Origin of the sequence: Actinomadura sp. 9N215 (assembly GCF_044326345.1) — a bacterium.
Classification (GTDB): domain Bacteria; phylum Actinomycetota; class Actinomycetes; order Streptosporangiales; family Streptosporangiaceae; genus Spirillospora.
Genome location: NZ_JBIRBA010000006.1, coordinates 154,550 through 173,573, shown reverse-complemented (window position 1 = coordinate 173,573; position 19,024 = coordinate 154,550). Strand labels below are relative to the sequence as shown.

Annotated in this window: 15 protein-coding genes; 3 read left to right on the top strand and 12 right to left on the bottom strand. The window is 72.5% G+C overall.

Annotation, left to right across the window (positions count from 1 at the left end):
- Positions 1–128 precede the first annotated feature (128 nt).
- From ACH34T_RS12715 to ACH34T_RS12700, 4 genes are read right to left on the bottom strand one after another with little or no spacing between them, the layout of a single operon-like run.
- Positions 129–1,277 carry an acyl-CoA dehydrogenase family protein gene (locus tag ACH34T_RS12715; RefSeq protein ID WP_395992265.1) on the bottom strand — a complete coding sequence of 383 codons (1,149 nt, stop codon included), beginning with the start codon at positions 1,275–1,277 and terminating at the stop codon, positions 129–131.
- On the bottom strand, positions 1,277–2,203 hold the full coding sequence (locus ACH34T_RS12710; RefSeq protein ID WP_395992264.1) for a hydroxymethylglutaryl-CoA lyase: 927 nt from the start codon (positions 2,201–2,203) through the stop codon (positions 1,277–1,279). Before ACH34T_RS12710 ends, ACH34T_RS12715 begins: the two co-directional genes overlap by 1 nt.
- A gap of 2 nt (positions 2,204–2,205) precedes the next feature.
- On the bottom strand, positions 2,206–4,146 hold the full coding sequence (locus tag ACH34T_RS12705; protein ID WP_395992263.1) for a biotin carboxylase N-terminal domain-containing protein: 1,941 nt from the start codon (positions 4,144–4,146) through the stop codon (positions 2,206–2,208).
- 8 nt (positions 4,147–4,154) lie between these two features.
- On the bottom strand, positions 4,155–5,768 hold the full coding sequence (locus tag ACH34T_RS12700; protein ID WP_395992262.1) for a carboxyl transferase domain-containing protein: 1,614 nt from the start codon (positions 5,766–5,768) through the stop codon (positions 4,155–4,157).
- Between the two features lie 77 nt (positions 5,769–5,845).
- On the opposite strand from ACH34T_RS12700, the gene ACH34T_RS12695 reads away from it, so the two are divergent.
- A complete protein-coding gene (locus ACH34T_RS12695; RefSeq protein ID WP_395992261.1) occupies positions 5,846–6,439 on the top strand; it encodes a TetR/AcrR family transcriptional regulator in 594 nt (197 codons plus the stop codon).
- 21 nt (positions 6,440–6,460) lie between these two features.
- Here ACH34T_RS12695 and ACH34T_RS12690 read toward each other — a convergent pair whose 3' ends face one another.
- Together ACH34T_RS12690 and ACH34T_RS12685 are read right to left on the bottom strand one after the other, a co-directional pair.
- Positions 6,461–7,810: an extracellular solute-binding protein gene (locus tag ACH34T_RS12690; protein WP_395992260.1), complete on the bottom strand. Its 1,350-nt coding sequence runs from the start codon at positions 7,808–7,810 to the stop codon at positions 6,461–6,463.
- A complete protein-coding gene (locus ACH34T_RS12685) occupies positions 7,807–9,981 on the bottom strand; it encodes a hypothetical protein (protein WP_395992259.1) in 2,175 nt (724 codons plus the stop codon). Before ACH34T_RS12685 ends, ACH34T_RS12690 begins: the two co-directional genes overlap by 4 nt.
- A gap of 225 nt (positions 9,982–10,206) precedes the next feature.
- Here ACH34T_RS12685 and ACH34T_RS12680 point away from each other — a divergent pair, with 225 nt between their 5' ends.
- Both ACH34T_RS12680 and ACH34T_RS12675 read left to right on the top strand, forming a co-directional pair.
- Positions 10,207–11,754, top strand: coding sequence for an AMP-binding protein (locus ACH34T_RS12680; protein WP_395992258.1), 1,548 nt, complete (start codon positions 10,207–10,209; stop codon positions 11,752–11,754).
- 87 nt (positions 11,755–11,841) lie between these two features.
- The gene (locus ACH34T_RS12675; RefSeq protein ID WP_395992257.1) at positions 11,842–13,299 is read left to right on the top strand and encodes a chromosome segregation ATPase; all 1,458 of its coding nucleotides are present in this window, start codon (positions 11,842–11,844) and stop codon (positions 13,297–13,299) included.
- A 109-nt stretch (positions 13,300–13,408) separates the two neighbouring features.
- On the opposite strand, the gene ACH34T_RS12670 is transcribed toward ACH34T_RS12675, so the two are convergent.
- The 6 genes from ACH34T_RS12670 to ACH34T_RS12645 all read right to left on the bottom strand — a co-directional run bounded on the left by ACH34T_RS12670 (position 13,409) and on the right by ACH34T_RS12645 (position 18,854).
- Positions 13,409–14,170 carry an adenosylcobinamide amidohydrolase gene (locus ACH34T_RS12670; RefSeq protein WP_395992256.1) on the bottom strand — a complete coding sequence of 254 codons (762 nt, stop codon included), beginning with the start codon at positions 14,168–14,170 and terminating at the stop codon, positions 13,409–13,411.
- On the bottom strand, positions 14,167–15,033 hold the full coding sequence (locus ACH34T_RS12665) for an ABC transporter ATP-binding protein (RefSeq protein ID WP_395992255.1): 867 nt from the start codon (positions 15,031–15,033) through the stop codon (positions 14,167–14,169). The genes ACH34T_RS12670 and ACH34T_RS12665 overlap by 4 nt, the downstream gene beginning before the upstream one ends.
- The gene (locus ACH34T_RS12660; RefSeq protein ID WP_395992434.1) at positions 15,030–16,046 is read right to left on the bottom strand and encodes a FecCD family ABC transporter permease; all 1,017 of its coding nucleotides are present in this window, start codon (positions 16,044–16,046) and stop codon (positions 15,030–15,032) included. The genes ACH34T_RS12665 and ACH34T_RS12660 overlap by 4 nt, the downstream gene beginning before the upstream one ends.
- A gap of 433 nt (positions 16,047–16,479) precedes the next feature.
- Positions 16,480–17,400 carry an ABC transporter substrate-binding protein gene (locus ACH34T_RS12655; RefSeq protein WP_395992254.1) on the bottom strand — a complete coding sequence of 307 codons (921 nt, stop codon included), beginning with the start codon at positions 17,398–17,400 and terminating at the stop codon, positions 16,480–16,482.
- A gap of 411 nt (positions 17,401–17,811) precedes the next feature.
- Positions 17,812–18,456: a hypothetical protein gene (locus ACH34T_RS12650; protein ID WP_395992253.1), complete on the bottom strand. Its 645-nt coding sequence runs from the start codon at positions 18,454–18,456 to the stop codon at positions 17,812–17,814.
- Positions 18,457–18,539: 83 nt separating this feature from the next.
- Positions 18,540–18,854, bottom strand: a complete 315-nt coding sequence (locus ACH34T_RS12645; protein ID WP_395992252.1) for a hypothetical protein — start codon at positions 18,852–18,854, stop codon at positions 18,540–18,542.
- Positions 18,855–19,024: the final 170 nt, after the last annotated feature.

Sequence of the window (19,024 nt, the reverse complement as noted above, 5' to 3'; positions counted from 1 at the left end):
GTGCGGTGGCACGCCCCACATACTAATGAGCCTGGTCACCCCTCGGATCACGTTTATGGGGGTTGACGGCAAGTTGCGGTAAAGGCAACCCCAGGGGCGGACATATTACTCCAAGTCGGTCAAGGTGATCAGGACGTCGGGAGGCCGAGGGCGCGGGCGATCAGCATGCGCTGGACCTCGGACGTCCCCTCGCCGATCTCCAGGATCTTGGCGTCCCGGTAGAACCGGCCGACCGCGTACTCGTTCATGAAGCCGTAGCCGCCGAAGATCTGCGTGGCGTCGCGGGCGTTGTCCATCGCGGCGTTGGACGCGACCAGCTTCGCGATCGCGGCCTCCTTCTTGAACTTCTCCCCGGCCAGCATCTTCGCCGCGGCGGCGTAGTACGCCAGCCGCGAGGTGTGGGCGCGCAGCTCCATGTCGGCGATCTTGAACTGGACGGCCTGGTAGCGCCCGATCTCCTTGCCGAACGCCTCGCGTTCCCGCACGTAGCGGAGGCACTCGTCCACGCAGCCCTGGGCCAGGCCAACCGACAGCGCGGCGATCGCGATGCGGCCCTCGTCCAGGATGCGGAGGAACTGCGCGTACCCGCGGCCGCGCTCGCCCACCAGGTTCGCGGCGGGGACGCGCACGTCGTCGAACGACAGCTCGCGGGTGTCGGACGCCGACCAGCCGACCTTCGAGTACTTCCGCCCCACCGTGAACCCCGGCGTGCCGTTCGGCACGATGATCGCCGAGATCTCGCCGTCGCCGGTCAACGCCGTGACGGTCACGAACTCGGTGATGTCCGTGCCGGAGTTGGTGATGAACGCCTTCGACCCGTTGATCACCCACGAGTCGCCGTCCAGCCGGGCGGTGGTGCGCATGCCGCCGGGGACGTCCGAGCCGCCGCCCGGCTCGGTGAGGCCGAAACCGGCCAGTCGCTCGCCGGACGTGAGCCGCGGCAGCCACCGCTCCTTCTGCTCCGCCGACCCGAACCGGTAGATCGGCATCGCGCCCAGCGACACCCCCGCCTCCAGCGTGATCGCGACGGACGAGTCGACGCGGGCCAGCTCCTCCAGGGCCAGGCAGAGGGTGAAGTAGTCGCCGCCCATCCCGCCGTGCTCCTCCGGGAACGGCAGCCCGAACAGGCCCATCTTCCCCATCGCGGCGACGATCTCGTACGGGAACTCGCCGCGCTCGTACAGGTCCCCGATCACCGGCGCGACCGTCTCGCGGGCGAACCGCCCGACCGTGCTCCGCAGCTCTTCCTGCTCCTCGGTGAGCGTGAAGTCGATCATCATGTCTCCGTTGCGGGTGAGAGGGCCTGGACTACGCGGGACGGGCTCGGACGCCCCAGCTGGCTCGCCAGCCAGCGGCTGGTCGCGACGAGCTTGTCGAGGTCGACGCCCGTCGCGACGCCGAGGCCGTTCAGCATCCAGACGAGGTCCTCGGTGGGCAGGTTGCCGGTGGCGCTCCCCGCGAACGGGCAGCCGCCGAGACCTCCGGCGGACGCGTCCACGACCGTGACCCCGGCCTGGAGCGCGGCGAGCGTGTTGGCGAGCGCCTGCCCGTAGGTGTCGTGGAAGTGGACGGCGAGCCGGTCGGCGCCGATGCCCGCCGCGCCGAGCGCCTCGATCAGCGCGGTGACCTGGCCCGGCGTCCCGACGCCGATGGTGTCGCCGAGGCTCAGCTGCGAGCAGCCGAGCTCCATCATCCGGGACGCGACGGACACGACCTGCTCGATCGGCACGTCGCCCTCCCACGGGTCGCCGCACACCATCGACACGTACGCCCGCACCCACAGCCCCTCCGCGCGGGCGCGCCCGACGACCGGGGCGAACATCGCGAGCGACTCGTCCACGGTGCGGTTCAGGTTGCGCCGGGAGAACGTCTCCGTGGCGGACCCGAAGATCGCGATCTCGGTGATGCCGTTGGCGAGCGCCCGGTCGAGGCCCCGCTCGTTCGGGACCAGGACCGGATAGCGCAGCTCGGGGGAGCGGGGGAGGACGTCCAGGAGCTCTTCGGCGTCGGCGAGCTGCGGCACCCATTTCGGATGGACGAAGCTGGTCGTCTCGATCGTGCGCAGGCCCGCGTCCGCCAGCCGCGTCACGAGCTCGGACTTGACGTCCACCGGGACGATCGCCTTCTCGTTCTGCAGCCCGTCCCGCGGCCCGACCTCGTAGATCGTGACCTCGTGCGGAAGCCCGGAGAGCGGAACCCGCATCGTCATGCCTCCTCGATCACAGCCAAGACCGCGTCGAGCGCGACCTGCGCGCCCGCGCGGACCGGCAGCTTCGCCACGACCCCGGCGAGCGGTGCGGTGACGGTGTGCTCCATCTTCATCGCCTCGACGACCACGAGCGGCTGCCCCTCGGCGACCCGGTCGCCCTCGGCCGCCTTCACGGCGAGGACCGTCCCCGGCATCGGGCTGCGCAGCACCCCGTCGCCCGCGTCGGCCGCGTCGGCGCCGCCTTCGGCGCGGACGTGCTCGCTCAGCGCCCACGTGCGGCCGTCGCGGCCGAGCCACAGCGTGCGGCCGTCCAGCGCGGCCTCGAACGAGGTCGTCCTTCCAGCGTAGGTCAGGACGAACGGCCTGGTCAGCGACGCCGCGACCGGCGGATCGCCGCCGATGGCGACGCGGGCGGACGCGGCCCGTCCCTGGACGCGGACCTCCACCGGGTCGCCGCCGGGCGGGGTGATGATCCACGGCGTCCAGGCGTGCGCGCCGGGACGCCAGCCGTCCGGGACGTCCCACGGGTCGTCGCCTACGGACTCCAGGGCCAGCATCCGCTCCAAAGCGGCCGCGGCGAGCACGTCGTCCGGGACGGACGCGTCCGCGGTCAGCTCGTCCAGGGACCGCTCGACCAGGCCCGTGTCGAGATCGCCCGACACGACGGACGGATGCGCGAGCAGGCGCCGCAGGAACGCGACGTTCGTCGGGACGCCCAGCAGCGAGTACGAGGCGAGCGCCCGGTCGAGACGGTGCAGCGCCTCCGCGCGGCCGGAGCCGTGGACGATCACCTTGGCGAGCATCGGATCGTAGGCCCCGCCGACCTCCGTCCCGACGTCCAGCCCGGAGTCGACGCGGGCGTGCTCCGGCTCCGACAGGGCGAGGACGCGCCCGCCGGTCGGCAGGAATCCGCGCGCGGGATCCTCGGCGTAGATGCGGGCCTCGATCGCGTGGCCGTCGAGCGTCACGTCGTCCTGGGTGACCGGCAACGGCTCCCCGGCGGCGACGCGGAGCTGGAGTTCGACCAGGTCAAGGCCGGTGACGAATTCGGTGACCGGGTGCTCGACCTGCAAGCGCGTGTTCATCTCCATGAAGAAGAACTCGCCGGGGCGGTCGGCGGAGACGATGTACTCGACCGTCCCGGCGCCCACGTAGCCGACGGCCTGCGCGGCGGCCACCGCGGCCTCGCCCATCCGCTCGCGGGCGGCGGCGTCCAGCAGCGGCGACGGGGCCTCCTCGATGATCTTCTGGTGGCGGCGTTGCAGGCTGCACTCGCGTTCGCCCAGGTGGACGGCATTGCCGTGGGCGTCGGCGAAGACCTGGATCTCGATGTGCCGCGGGTTCTCGACGAACCGCTCGGCCAGCAGCGTGTCGTCGCCGAACGAGCCGAGCGCCTCGCGGCGGGCGGACGCGATCGCGTCCGGGAGGCCGGCCGCGTCCCGGACGAGCCGCATGCCCTTCCCGCCGCCCCCGGCGGACGGCTTGACCAGCACCGGAAGCCCGATCTCCAGGGCGGCGGCCGCCAGCTCGGCGTCGGAGAGGCCGGACTCGTTCCGGCCCGGGACGACGGGGACGCCCGCCGCGGCGACCGTCCGCTTCGCGCGGATCTTGTCGCCCATCGCCTCGATCGCCTCGGCGGGCGGGCCGACGAACACCAGCCCCGCCTCGCCGCACGCCCGCGCGAACGCCGTGTTCTCCGCCAGGAACCCGTACCCCGGGTGGACGGCCCCCGCCCCGGACGCCCGCGCCGCCGCGATCACGGCGTCGATGTCGAGGTACGACGGGACGCGGAGCGCCTCGTCCGCCTCCCGCACATGCCGGGCCCGCGCGTCCCCGTCGGTGTGGACGGCCACCGCCCGCACGCCCAGCCGCCGCAGCGTGCGGAACACGCGGACGGCGATCTCACCCCGGTTGGCGACCAGGACGCTGTCGAACATCAACACCCTCACATCCGGAAGACGCCGTAGCCGACCGGCTCCAGCGGTGCGTTCGCGGCGACCGACAGCCCGAGCCCCAGCACGCGCCGGGTGTCGGCCGGGTCGATCACGCCGTCGTCCCAGAGCCGCGCCGTCGAGTAGTACGGGTTGCCCTGTGCCTCATATTGCTCGCGGATCGGCGACTTGAACGCCTCCTCGGCCTCGACGGTCCATTCCTCGCCGCGCCCCTCCAGCTGGTCGCGCCGGACGGTCGCCAGCACGCTCGCCGCCTGCTCGCCGCCCATGACGGAGATGCGGGCGTTCGGCCACATCCACAGGAAACGCGGCGAATACGCCCGGCCGCACATCGCGTAGTTGCCCGCGCCGAACGACCCGCCGATGACGACGGTGAACTTCGGGACGCGCGCGCACGCGACGGCCGTGACCATTTTCGCGCCGTGCTTGGCGATGCCGCCCGCCTCGTATTCGCGGCCGACCATGAATCCGGTGATGTTCTGCAGGAACACGAGCGGGACGCTGCGCCGGTCGCACAGTTCGATGAAATGCGCGCCCTTCTGCGCCGACTCGCTGAACAGGATGCCGTTGTTCGCGACGATCCCGACCGGATGCCCGTGGATGCGGGCGAAGCCGGTCACGAGCGTGGCGCCGTACTCCTTCTTGAACTCCTGGAAGCGGCTGCCGTCCACGATCCGGGCGATGACCTCCCGCACGTCGTAGGGGGTGCGCGGGTCGGGCGGGACGACGCCGTACAGTTCAGCCGGGTCGGCGTCCGGCTCCTCGGGGGCCGCGACGTCCCACGGGCGCGGCTCGCGGGGCCCGAGCGTGGACACGATGTCGCGGACGATCCGCAGCGCGTGCGCGTCGTCGTCGGCGAGATGGTCGGTGACGCCGGACGTCCGGGAGTGCAGCTCGCCGCCGCCCAGCTCCTCCGCCGTCACGACCTCCCCGGTGGCGGCCTTCACCAGCGGCGGCCCGCCCAGGAAGATCGTCCCCTGGCCGCGGACGATGACGGCCTCGTCGCTCATCGCCGGGACGTACGCGCCGCCCGCCGTGCACGACCCCAGCACCGCCGCGATCTGCGGAATCCCGAGCCCGGACAGCGTGGCCTGGTTGTAGAAGATGCGGCCGAAGTGCTCGCGGTCGGGGAACACGTCGTCCTGCCGGGGGAGGAACGCGCCGCCGGAGTCGACCAGGTAGACGCAGGGGAGGCGGTTGTGCAGCGCCACCTCCTGCGCCCGCAGGTGCTTCTTCACCGTGACCGGGTAGTAGGTGCCGCCCTTGACGGTCGCGTCGTTCGCGACGATCACGCACTCGCGGCCGGAGACCCGCCCGACGCCCGTGATGATGCCCGCGCCTGGCGCCTCGTCGTCGTACAGGCCGTTCGCGGCCAGCGGGGACAGCTCCAGGAACGCCGAGCCGGGGTCGAGGAGCGTGTCGACCCGGTCGCGGGGGAGCAGCTTGCCGCGCGCGACATGGCGTTCGCGGGCCCGCTCGGGGCCGCCGCGACCGGCCCGGTCGACGCGGTCGCGCAGCTCCGCGACGAGGGCCTCGTTGTGCGCGGCGTTCGCCTTGAACGCCTCGGCCGAGACGTCCGCGCGGGAGCCGATCGCGGGTCCGCCCATACCGTCCTCCCCGGTTAACGAGCGTTAACAATGCCGATGTTAACGGCCGTTAACAACTCTAGTCTAGACTGGCGGGCATGACGTCCCACCCGGCCGCGGAACTGGCCGGCCCGCCGCCGAACCCGCGCCGGGCCGAGATCCTCGCCGCCGCGGCCGAGCTGTTCGCGCGGCGCGGCTACCACGGGGCGTCCATCGGCGACCTCGGCCGGGCCGTCGGCCTCACCGGGCCCGCCCTCTACCGGCATTTCAGCGGCAAGGAGGCCGTGCTCGCCGAGATGCTCCTCGACATCAGCGAGCGGCTGCTCGCCGAGGGCGTCCGCCGCGCCGCCGACCCCGACCCCGGACGGGCCCTGGACGCGCTGCTCCGCTGGCACATCGCGTTCGCCCTCGACAACCCCGCGCTGATCACCGTCCACGAGCGGGAGCTGGACAACGTGCCCGAGCCGCGGCGGCACCGCGTCCGCCGGTTGCAGCGCGCCTACGTGGAGGAATGGGTCGCCGTCCTGCGCCGCCTGAACCCCGGCCTGCCGGACGACCGGACGCGCGCCGCCGTCCACGCCGCCTTCGGCCTCCTCAACTCCACCCCGCGCAGCGCCGCCGGGCTCGACCGCGCCGCGATGGCCGGCCTCCTGCACGGCATGGCCCGCTCAGCCCTCGAAAACGCCCGCTGACCGCGCATCAGGGGTGGTCGGTCAGCAGGATGCGGCCTTGCCGTCGAGGGAGCGCGTCACGGCCCGCGCGAACACCTCCGCGTCCGTCCCGGTCTGGTCGAAGACCCGCTGGACGCAGCCGCGGAACGTGCTGCTGAACGTGCTGTAGTGCGGGGTCACCGGACGCGGCTCGGCACGCCCCAGAGCGGTGACGACGGCGCGTCCGAGCTGGGCAAGCTGCGCCTGGTCGGGCAGTTCCTTCTCGCCAGGCCCCGGCGGCTCGCCCGTGAGCGACGAGCACGCCTGCACCTTCACGTCGGCGGGGGAGTGGCGCTCGGGGGTCAGGCCGAGCGCGGAGTACCGCCCGGGCGCGAACCCGCCGCACGAGAACAGCAGCCGCTGGCCGGCCGTCCCGCTGAGGAACTCCACCAGATCGGCGGCGGCGTCGGGATTGGGGGACCGCTCCGACACGGCGAGGTTCTGCCCGCCGAGGACCGTCCGGCCGGGCAGCGCCGTCACGCCGAAACGCAGGCGGTCGCCGTCCCGCATCCGCGGCTCGGTCGCGAGCGCCGAGAACGCGTACGGCCAGTTCCGCATCAGCCGGGTCCCGGACGCGAACGCCTCGATGCTCTCCAGCTCCTCGAACCGGCGGGACGGCGCCAGCGACCCCCGCACCCGCGGCGCGAGACGGGCGAGCGCCGGATACACCCCGGTGCGCAGCTCCGCCATGCCCGGACGTCCGTCGCCGGTGAGCAGACCGGCGCCGCCGTCGTTCCACACCGCCTCCAGCGCGTTCACGGTCAGCCCGTCGTAGTCGGCGAGCTGCAGCGCGATGCCGGAGCTCAGGAGCCCGGGCCACGCGGACGGCGGGGCCTCGCCCTCATGGAAGTAGAGGAGCCCGACGTCGACGTTGAACGGGACGGCGTACTGCTTCCCGTCGCGTTCGCCCGTCCGCAGCGCGGCGGGGAAGAAGTCGCCGAGGTCGCCGATGCCGTCGAGCGGGCGCAGGTAGCCGGCGTCGGCGAATTGCGCCGTCCACGTGTTGTCCATGATCAGGACGTCGTAGGCGCAGCTCCCCGACTCCTGCACCGCCTTGAGCTGGCTGTGCTGCAGATCGGTGGACTCGGACACCTCGACGAGCGTGGCGTGCGGGTGCGCCCGGCCGTCCGGGTGGCGTCCCTCGTTCCACTGCCGGATCAGCGCGCGGCGCTGGTTCTTCAGGCTGACGTCCGTGCCGCCGGCGACGAACAGCTCCTCGCGGTGGCAGTCGGCCTTCATCTCGGGATACGAATCGTCCGGCCAGAGGAGCACGGCCAGACCCGCGGCCAGCATCAGCGCGGCGCCTGACACGGCGCTGATCCAGGCCGTCCGGTCGCCCGGCAGGAACCTCATCGCCTCTCCCCGGTCGATCTCAGCCTGGACAGGAGCGCGGCGGCCTGCTCCACCTCGGACGCGCCGGTGAGCTCAACGCAGCCCTTCCCGTCCGCCCGGCGGAGCGCCGCGACGATCTGCCTGACGGGCGTGGACCGGCACGTCGCGGGACCCGTCAGCACGACGGTGAGCCGCAGGTCGGGATGCCCCTCGCGGAACTCGCCCGACAGCCACTCCGCCCGCGCGGCGAGCCCCGGATTCGTGCCGGGGATCTGCCCGTCGGTGACGAGGATGAGGTTCGGACGGCCCGTCCCGAGATCGGCGGCCGCGATCGCGTCGCTGAGCGGCTGGTCGCCGCCGCCGGACGCGACCGCCTGCAACCGGCTCGTGATCGCGTTCTTGTGCTCGGGGGACGCGGTGTCCTGCGGGACGTTCCCGAACGTCCGGGCGCTGTTCGGCGGCGCCGTCTGCGACGACACCTGAAGGCCGGCGCGGTCGTTGCTCTGGAGCTGTGACACCAGGCTCCGCAGGAACGCGGCCCCGCGGGCGAGGCGGGCGCCCTCGTGCGCCTGGGCCGCGGCGCCCATCGAACCGGACACGTCCAGCATCAGCGACGCCGAGACCCGCGGACGGGCCGCGCCGATGCGGTCGAGCGTCTTCTGCACGCCCTGCGCGGGGACCGGCTGGACCTCGCTCGGCATGACGCGGTCGCCGACGATCCGCTGGAGCCGCGACAGGTAGAAATGCCGCGTGTCGCCTTCGAGCGCCGGCGGCACGCTGCCCCGCCCGTCCCGGAAGCCCTGCCGGGTGAGCGGACGGCGGTCCAGCCAGCGGCGGAACGCGGTGACCGCCGCGTCCCGCTCCTCGGTGTCCTGGCCGCGCCACCGCACCTGGACGAACGGATAGTCGAGCGTCGGCAGGTCCGCCGCGTAGTACGGATGCAGGCGCCAATTCGCGTACGGGGCGGCGTCGGGGTCGACGGCGCCGCACCGGTCGCCGAGCGGGCGCCCCATGTCGTAGTCGTGCAGCACCTGCTCGGGGACGGCGACGGCGATGTCGCGCGGGGGCACGGACTGCTGCGCGCCGGCCTGCTCCCGGAACCGGCACAGCAGCGACACCGCGTCCGGCGCGACGAAGTCGGCGGGCGCGGCGAACCGCTCGTCCTCCGTGTCGCCGCCGCGCAGCGCGTCGTACAGCGCGGGCGTCGCGGCCAGCGCGGCCGACGACGTCTCGGGGACGGGACGGGCGACGGCGCGCAGTGGCCGGTCCTGGTCGGCGATGCGGTTCAGCAGGTCGGCCGTTCTCCGCGCGAGCGGCGCCGCCAACGGGTCGGTGACGGATCTGTGCGCGTCGGGGAACAGCGCCAGCACGAGCGGCGACGTCCCAAGCGAACCGCGCAGCCGGAAGTTGGGATCGCCGCCGCCATTCCCACCGGAGCCGTTTTCGCCATTCGCGCCAGAGCCGTTTTCGCCGTTTTCGCCGTTCGGGTCGTTCGGATTGGAGGCTTTCGGGGCCGATCGGGCGCCGCCCGCCTGAACGGGCGATGCGACCTGGCCCGGACCCTTCGGGATGAAGTCGTACTCCGCCGTCGACGACGGGATCCAGATGTCGGGCTGCGGGCCGAACAGCTGCTCGCCGTCGGCGTGCCGCTCGTCCGCGGGCGCGCTGCGCCGCCACAGCAGCCTGAACCCGTCGTACAGCGGGAGCGGCCCCGCCTCGGGGACGACGGTGACGCCGTACTGCCGGCAGCCGTCGTCCTCGCTGTCGTTGGCGAACTCGGCCGCGGCGGCGCGCAGCGGGGTGAGCGCCTCCGGCGTCGTCAGCACCCGCAGCTCCAGCGGCTGCCCGCACGACCCGGTGCGCTCCCGCAGCCCCTGGACGCCGGCGGCCAGGAGCAGGACCAGCGCCATCACCGCGGCCCCGGCGGCGACCCACGCGACGGCCGTCACCACCCTCATCGACAGCTTGGCGACGAGCGGTCTGAGGGCGTCCTTGACCTGCCGGCGGGCGGCGAGCCAGAGGAGCAGGGCGATGACGGCGACCGCGACGGCGCCCGTGACGAGCGCGCTGAGCCAGGCGACCTTGTGGACGTGATTCATCACGACGGTGACGATGACGCCGGAGCAGACGCCCAGGATCAGGGCGGGCGGCAGCGGGTCGGCTCCTTTGCCGCCGTTGCCGGTTTCTGTCATGCAGGCCTCATGGGCGCGTCTGCCCCGCAGTCGTCCGTTCCCCTGATTCTGACCACACATGATATTTGCCGGGGCGTGCACGGTCAGCGAAACCGCTGACCCGGACCGGCCGATTCAATCGGCCGCGCTTTGTGGACCGTCCACAATCTTGACTTGGTCACCACGGGATAGGTCAGATGGACGTGAAGGTCATCTCGCCATCTGACCCACACTAAGGAGTGCCGCATGGGTGTCGACGGAGTCGGCTTCTACGAGATCGCACAGAGGGACCCGGATCGCCCCGCCGTGCTGGCTCCCGGCGTGCCGGTCTCCTACGGCGGATTGCACGCCGAGGCGAACCGCCTGTCGAACGCGCTGGACGGTCTCGGGCTGCGCCCCGGCGACACGCTGGCGACCGTGCTCGGGAACCGGCCCGAATTCCTGACCGTCATGCTCGCCGCGTTGCAGTCCGGGCTTTATCTCGTCCCCGTGAGCCGCCACTTGACCAGGCCCGAGCTCGGCTACATCCTCGCCGACTCCGGCGCGAGGGCCGTCGTGACCGAGAGCGCGTTCGCCGACGCGGTGTCGGGCGGCGCGGACGAGGCGGGCATCCCCGCCGACGGACGCGTGAGCACCGGCCCCGCGGACGGCTACCGCTCGCTGGCCGGGCTGTGCGCGTCGGGCAGCGCCGAGCCGCCGGGCAAGCGGCGGATGGGCTCGATCATGCTGTACACGTCCGGGACGACGGGACGTCCGAAGGGCGTCCGGCGGCCGCTGCTGGACGTCCCGCCGGAGACGGTCGTCGACGTCCTGCGCCGCACGCTGATGCGGCAGCTCGGCCTGGAGCCCGGCGACGGCGTCCATCTCGCCGTCGGCCCGCTCTACCATTCGGCGCCCTGCGTCCACGCGCTGCTGTCGCTGCACCTCGGTCACGCCGTCGTGGTCGCGTCGCGGTTCCAGCCGGAGCACACCCTGGAGCTGATCCAGCGGCACGGCGTCACCAACACGTTCATGGTGCCGACGATGTTCCACCGCATGCTCGCGCTGCCGGACGACGTCAGGGCTCGCTACGACGTGTCGTCGCTGCGGCAGGTGTTCCACAGCGCCGCGCCCGTCCCCGTGGAGACCAAGCGGCGGATGCTGGACTGGTGGGGGCCCGTCCTCTACGAGTACTACGGCTCGACGGAGACCGGCCCGGTCGTCCTCGCCGGCCCGGACGAGTGGCTCGCCCGGCCCGGGACGGTCGGCCGCCCGGTCGACGGCGTGCAGATCAAGATCCTGGACGCGGAGGGCCGCGAGCTGCCCACCGGGGAGACGGGACTGATCCACGCGAGCGGCCATCCGGGGTTCGAGTACCACGGTGATCCCGCCAAGACCGCGTCCACCATGCACGACGGCTTCCACACCCCCGGCGACCTCGGCCACGTCGACGCGGACGGCTGGCTGTACATGAGCGACCGCCGCACCGACCTCATCATCTCCGGCGGCGTGAACATCTACCCGGCCGAGATCGAGAGCGTCCTGCTCCAGCATCCGGCGGTCGGCGACGCGGCCGTCATCGGCGTCCCCGACGACGACCTGGGGCAGATCGTCGTCGCGCTGGTGGAGCCCGCCGAGGACGCCCCCGCCGGCGCGGCCCTCGCCGCCGCCCTCCTCGCGCACTGCGAGCCGCGGCTGGCGAAACCGAAGCGTCCGCGCCGGGTGGAGTTCCGCGACGCGCTGCCGCGCACCCCCGCCGGCAAACTCAGCCGTCGCCAGGTCCGGGACGACTACCTGCGCGAATACGGCGACTGACCGCGCCCGCGGGTGCTGTGCGGAACGCTCCTGAAGTAGTTGCCGCGAACGTCGAACGCCTCCGGGCGTCGCTGCGTACAACGGCACATGAAGGACCTGAAGGTCGCCCCGCTTGAGAACGTCTCCCCGACCCGAGCCGCCCCGACGAAGACCGACCTTCCCGTCATCGACCCGGCCACCTCCACCACCTTCGCCCCTGGCGCGGCCTCCGCCCCTGACACCGGCGCGGCGGCGTCCGGCCCTGACGCCGCCTCAGCCTCCAGCGCAGGCCCCGCCCCGCACGCGGATCCCACACCGCGGGACGAGGCCATACGACAGGCGAGCACCGCGTCCCACATCGCCCTCGCGCCGCGACCCGAGCACACACCCCACGCAAGCACCACGCCCCAGGCGGGCTTCGCTTCCGGCGCCGGCGCCGGGGCGCCGGGCGTCGATGACGACCGCGCCGGGTTCGCACGCCTCGGTGACCCGGTCGCGGTCTGGCCGTGCGCCGGCTGCGGACGGCCCGTGCCGCAGCCGGTGCGCGGCGCCCGCACCGTCCGCTACTGCCAGGACGACGACGGGACGTGCGAGCGGTCCGCGCGCGAAAGCCGCGAACGCGGCCTGGAGTCCCCGGGGCTGACCGGCCAGGTCGCCTGGACGTGGGAGATGGTCGACCGGCTGGAGGGCGCCGCGGACCGGCTCGCGGGCGCGCTCATCTCCGAGCTCAGCGTCGCCGGCGTCGAACGGCGGGTCGCCGACGCCCGCGCCGACGCCGCCGGGCACATCGCGATCGCGCAGCGGGAACGCGACGCGTCCGAGCAGCAGGCGGCGGCCGCCTGGCGGGAGGCGGCCTCCGCCCGCTCCCGCGCGGACACCGCCGAGCGGGACGCCGCGTCCGTCCGCGCCGAAGCCGAGCGCCTCGCCGCCGAAGTCGACGCCGCCAGGCGGGAGGGCCAGGACGCGAAGGACGAGGCCGAGGCCGCGGCCGCCGCCCGGCTCGCCGCGGAACGCGAACGCGACCGCGTCGCCGCTCGCGAGGGCGAACTGCTCGCCTCACTGGAGAACGCCCGCTCGGAGCTCGTCGCCCTGCACGGGCGGCTGTCGGAGGCGGAGACCCTCGCCGAGGGCCAGCGCGTCGAGGCGGACGCCGCGAAACGCTCCGCCGAGGACCTGCGCTCCGCTGTCCGCGACGCCGAGGCCAAACGCGGCCAGGCCGTCGCCGACTGCGACCAGTTCCAGGCGCGGGCACGCGAGTCCGAGCGGCACAACTGGCAGCTGTCCCGCACGGCCGAGGAATTGCGGGCCGCGGTGAAGGCCCTCACCGCCGAACGCGACGCGGCCCGCGCCGAGGCCGACCGCGCCCGCCGCCGGGTCGACGCGTTCACCGCCGTCGCCGACGGACGCCGCGACGGCGCCCCCCACCACGTCGCCGACCGGGAGCCGCCGACCGGTCTGCACCCGCTCCCGCCGCTGAACGGATCGTCCCTCGACGGCCCCGACCCGCTCGCCCCCGCCCACGCCCCGCGGACCCGCAACGGACATCGCCTTCCTTACGCCGGCTGATCCCATGCCGGCGGGACGACGAACAAGGAGGAGGTGAGGCCCTTCCCCACACTGCACTGGCCCTGAAACCGGCCGCCGTATCGCACCGGGGTGGTACGGCGGCCGGTACCTATTCGCGGGCCTCCAGGAAGGCGGCGTAGTCGAGCGCACCGGCGTGGACGGCGGCGTGCACGGCGCGCGCGATCCTCGAACCCCACGCCGACCGCGGCCCTGCGAACGGCTCCCGCGGCCCGCCGGCGGTCGTGGCGGCGACGCAGATGGCGTCGGACGCGGTGCCGGTGCACGGATATCCCGCTTCGAGCAGCGCCTGCGTCTTGGCCTCGGTGGCGGTCACGACCGCGTTGACCAGCGCCGCGTCGCTCAACGGCACCGGAACGGCGACGACGATGTTGACCGTCCCGGGCGCCGGCATCGGCGGACCCGAGGGCCATGCTGGAGCACCCGAGGGGTGCGGAGGCGTCTCTGAGGGGCGGGGCGGGGGAGCCGGGGGTCCGTCCAAGTGGATCGGGGCGAGTTCGGGGTCGGACGTCCCGGCGGGCGCGGCGGCCCAGGTCGGGACGCGCAGACCGACCGTCGCGGAGACGTTCACGCCCTCGTCGTCCCGCAACATGGTGCGGGACACCGACGCTGCGGTGAGCATGCCGACGCCCGGGCCGTCCAGGCCGTGCGATCTGGCGAGCTCCTCCAGGTGGACGACCGGGTCCGTGCGCGAATAGCCGCCCGCGACCTGCGCGTTCAGCACCCAGCGGGCCGGGCCGGTCCCGCCGCCCAGCAGCGCGGACGAGATCATCCGATGCCCGTCGCCCGCCCGCCACACCGTCGCCGCGAGCCGCTTCCCGTCCTCCTCGCGCCACACCAGCTCGACTTTCACGGCCGCTCCAACGGGTGCTTCGCCGGACGCTCCTGTACGTGCTTCGGCGCAGGCTCCTGTACGTGCTTCGGCGAGGGGTTCAGTGAGCGCGTCGACGGGCGCTCCAGCGACAGGATCGGACGGCCTCCGGGCCCGGAACCGATGTGGACGCGCGCGTCGAAATGCTCCTCGACGGCGGCGCGGGTGAGGACCCGCGAGGGCGATCCCGCCGCGGCGACCCGTCCGTCCGACAGGAGGACCAGGTCGTCGGCGTACTGCCCCGCCAGCGTCAGGTCGTGGATCGTCGTCACCACGGTCAGCTCGTCGGAGAGCCGGAGCTGGTCGACCAGCTCCATCACCTGCTGCTGGTGGCCGATGTCCAGGGCGGTCGTCGGCTCGTCCAGCAGCAGGACCGACGTCTGCTGCGCCAGCGCCCGCGCCAGCACCGCCCGCTGCCGCTCCCCGCCCGAAAGCTGGTCCAGCGGACGGGACGCGAACCCCGTGAGATCCAGCCGGTCGAGGACCTCCGCCGTGATGGCCCGGTCGCGGGCGCTCTCCCGTCCGAGATGCGGGATGTACGGGGAACGTCCGAGCAGCGTGTAGTCGAAGACGGTCATCCCGACCGGGAAGTTCGGGCTCTGCGGCGCGTAGGCGATCAGCCGGGCCCGCTGCCTCGGCTTCAGCGCCGCGAGGTCCGAACCGGCCAGCGCGATGCCGCCCCTGGACGGCACCAGTCCCAGGACGGCGCGCAGCAGCGTCGACTTCCCCGCCCCGTTCGGCCCGATGATCGCCGTCCACGAACCCGCCGGGACGTCCAGCGACACGCCCTTCAGCACCGGCCGACCGCCCAGCGCCACGTCCAGGTCCCGGATCTCGATGGTCACGTGTCCACCCGCCTGCGGCTGGCGCGCAGCACGGCCACGAAGAACGGCCCGCCGACGAACGCCGTCACGACGCCCAGCGGCAGCTCGCCCGGCTTGATCACCGTCCGTGCCACCAGGTCCGCGAACCCGAGGAACGCCGCGCCGCCGAGCAGCGACAGCGGCAGCACGATCCGGTACGAGCCGCCCACCAGCCGCCGCACCACGTGCGGCACCACGATCCCCACGAAACCGATCAGCCCGCTCACCGCCACCGCGCACGCCGTCGCCAGCGACGCCGCGACCAGCACCGTCAGCCGCACCCGCGCCGCCGACAGGCCCAGCGACGCCGCCTCCTCGTCGCCGACGCTCAGCACGTCCAGGAGCCGCCCGTGCGCCAGCAGCACCACGGCCGACACCAGCGCGTAGGGGCCGATCAGGGCGAGCTGATGCCAGTCCGCCGACCCGACCCCGCCGAGGATCCACGTGAAGATCCGCTGCAGCTCCTCCGCCTTCAGCTGCTGGACGAACGTCTGCACCGCCGCAAGGAACGACGACACCGCGACCCCCGCCAGCACCAGCGTCGCCACCCCGTTCCCGCGTCCCGCCGTGCTGCCCAGCGCGTACGCGAGGAACACCCCGAAGATCGCGCCCGCGAACGCCGCGAGCGGCACCCCGTACCCCGGGTCGCCCGGCACCAGCGCGATCACCACCGTCGCCCCGACCCCGGCGCCGCCCGCCGCGCCCAGCAGGTACGGGTCGGCGAGCGGATTGCGGAACACGCCCTGATACCCGCCGCCCGCCAGCGCGAGCATCCCGCCGACCAGCGCCGCCATCAACGCCCTCGGCAGCCGCAACTCGAACAGCACGTTCTCGTCGATCACGCTGAGCCCTGAGTCGACGTCCACGAACGGCACCCTGTCGGCGAACGCCTTGAGCACCCCGCCGACCGGCAGCTCCGCCGACCCGACCAGGACCCCGGCCAGCAGCGACACCGCCAGCAGCACCACCGCCACGCCGAGGGGCACTGGCCGCAACCTCGCCTGCCCCGCCGCTTCCCCCGCCGCCCGCCGCGCCCCCTTCCGCGACACCGCACCGCTGAGCAGCGAGTACACACCTTTGCCCCGCCCATGGACACCTTCAACACCTGGCCGGACGTCCTCGCCACCGGCCTGGACGTCCTCACCCCTCGCGGAGACGTCCTCGACCTCTGCCGAGACGTCCTCAACGTCCACAGAGACGTCCTCAACCTCTGCGGGGACGTCTTCAACGTCTGCCGGGACGTCCTTTGCCTCTGTCGGGACGTCTTCAACGTTTGCCGGGACGTCCTCTGGGATTGCGGGGACGGATGCGTCGGGGGCACGGACGTCCGGGGACGCCTCGGCCGGAGGCGGACGTCGCGGGTCGGCCGGGGCTTCGTTGGAACGGCGGCGCGGGGGGCTCACGAGCGGGCGTCCATCAGTGCAGTGATCACTGGACCTTCTGCACCGCGTCGCCGATCGTCTTCACGAACTCGGGCAGGCGCGGACCCCACCGGGACGCGACGTCGTCGTCGATCTCGACGACGCCCTTGTTCTTGACGGCGTCCAGGTCCGACCAGCCGGGCCGTTTCGCGATCGCGCCGGTGTTCTGGCCGCAGCACTTGGTGTCGGCCAGGAAGATCAGGTCGGGGTCCTGCTTGAGGAGGTACTCGCGGGACAGCTGCGGGTAGCCGCCGCTCGCCTTGTCCGCCGCGTCCGCGATGTTGCGGAGGCCGAACAGCCCGTACACCTGGCCCACGAACGTCTTGGACGTCACGGAGTGGAGCTGGTTGTCGAGCTCGTGGTAGAAGGTGAGCCCCTTGGCCTTGGACGACGCGGCGACGGTCTTCTGGATCTCCGTCCGCATCCCGTCGACGACCTTCGTCGCCTCCGTGGTGTGCCCGGTCGCCCGCCCGAGGTCGTTGATCTCGTCGTACGCCTCGTCCAGCTTGGTCGCCGCGGGCTCCAGCAGAACGGGGACCTTGACCTTCTCCAGCGCCTTCACGATGCCGCCCAGGTCATCGGACAGGACGACGAGGTCGGGCTTGTACGCGATGACCGCCTCGGCGTTCGGCTTGAAGCCCGACAGCTTCGTGCGCGGCGCGTTCGCGGGGTAGGACGAGTAGTCGTCCACCGCCACCACCTGCGACCCGGCGCCGATCGCGAACAGCGTCTCGGTGTGCGTGGGGGAGAGCGACACGATGCGCTTCGGGTTGGCCGGGACCTCCACCGCGCCGTTGGCGGCCTGGACGGTGACGGTCTTCGCGCCTGACGCACTGTCCTTGGTATCGCCGTCGTCGCCGCCACATGCACCGGCGAACGCGACGGCGCCGATCGCCATCACCGCGACGAAGGAACGTACGGGTCTCACTGAAGCCTCCTGGCTGCAGGGAAGCCGCGGCCCGCTCATGACGGATCGCCCTTCCACGAGGTCGAGAATCGTCGGCGCGCGAGGAGGCGACCTGGCTCGGCCCTCTCGGGGCTCCACAGTTGCGGGACAGCGCCGGGTTCACACCGGACTTCGCTCCTGGGCGCGCAGCACCGTAACGGTATCAGCCGCCAAATCCGAATCTGTCCTGCTCATGGCGGGATAGCACCCGCTGCGCCTGGCCTCGACCGCGAAACCGCCATGAGAGGAGCACCCGGACGTCTTCCTCCACGGCGCGCTCAAGGAAGGACTCACCGAGTGACGATCACCCCCAACAATCCACGGTATTCGCCGATGCTTCCGGGTGGGCTTGGGGGCAGTGCATCGCGGACGTGGGACGGGCGAAGCCGCTGTTCAGGGGCAGTGCGGGTCGTGTGCGGCGCGGTCTCTGGCCTCGACGAAGAAGTCTCGTAGGGCATCGGCCCCGGGAAAGAGTCGCAGAGGCCGTACAGCTCCGAAAGAGGCATTCCAGAACGATCCCTGACGCGGTTCCCAGGGCCCGGCGTACGCGTATGGCTCGTCGAGGTGAGCGTCGCCGAGGCTGACCCCATAATTGACTTCGTCAAGGCTGATACCCACATCGAAATGTTCAGGCCAAAGCACGGGCATGGTATTCGGGGCGAACCCGGCGAGAGCCTCGTGCCCCCGGACGAGGCATTCTTCGATGTACTCCACTGCTTTCGCCTCGACGCCGAGCGTCTCGTCCAATCCGACGCCGCTGCCGTCCTTGTAGACGTCCCCCGCGCCACCCGCGTCGACGCGCGCCGCCGCGGCGAGTTCCCTGCAGGTGGTGCCATTCATCGGGATCTCTCGACCGCCGACCACAAGCTCCGTTCCGTTCACGCGCAGATCAGGGTCTTGGACGGTACCGAACCCGCCCCGGACGATCCTCAGCCGAATAGTTCCACTCTGCCTGTATTGCGGTCCGGCGAGCACCAGTTCGGCCACTCCATGCAACGAACGACGGGCCGTTTCCAACGTTTCCCGGTCGACGTCCATGCTCCATCCTCCGCTAGGGCCTACCGCGCAACCCGCGCAACCCGCGCGACCGCGCCAACCGCGCGACCCGCGCAATCTGCGCATCATAGGCCGTCTGGTTCGCCGCTCCGGGGCGCGTACGTTTCTGCCAGTTTCCGGTCGTTCTCAGCCCACCTGCGGTGCCGGGCGGCCGACTGCAAATGCAGCTCGGCCTCCTCTGGATGCGCCGTGGCCATCTGCTCCAGCAGCCTCGCCGCCCGGTCATGCGCTCGCGCCGAGGAGACCATCGCCTGACGCGCGTACTCCTCGGTCTCACGCCTGCGCTCCGCGGGACCGTCCGGTGACTCGCCGTCGCGGACGTCGGTCGTCCGCGGGTTCTCGCGCGCCTTCACCGGAAGCGCGCGGTCTTCGCTGCCCATACCAGCCAACCTGACGTCCGAGCCCGTCGATCAACCAGCCCTCCAGACACGTTCGACTATCTACCCAGCAACCCATCTGTTCAGCCCACCCGAAGGCCCACTCCACCCACGACGCACCAATTGGGACGAATTTCCTACCCGCCTCGCGGCATCGCCCCCTGCCCGTTATC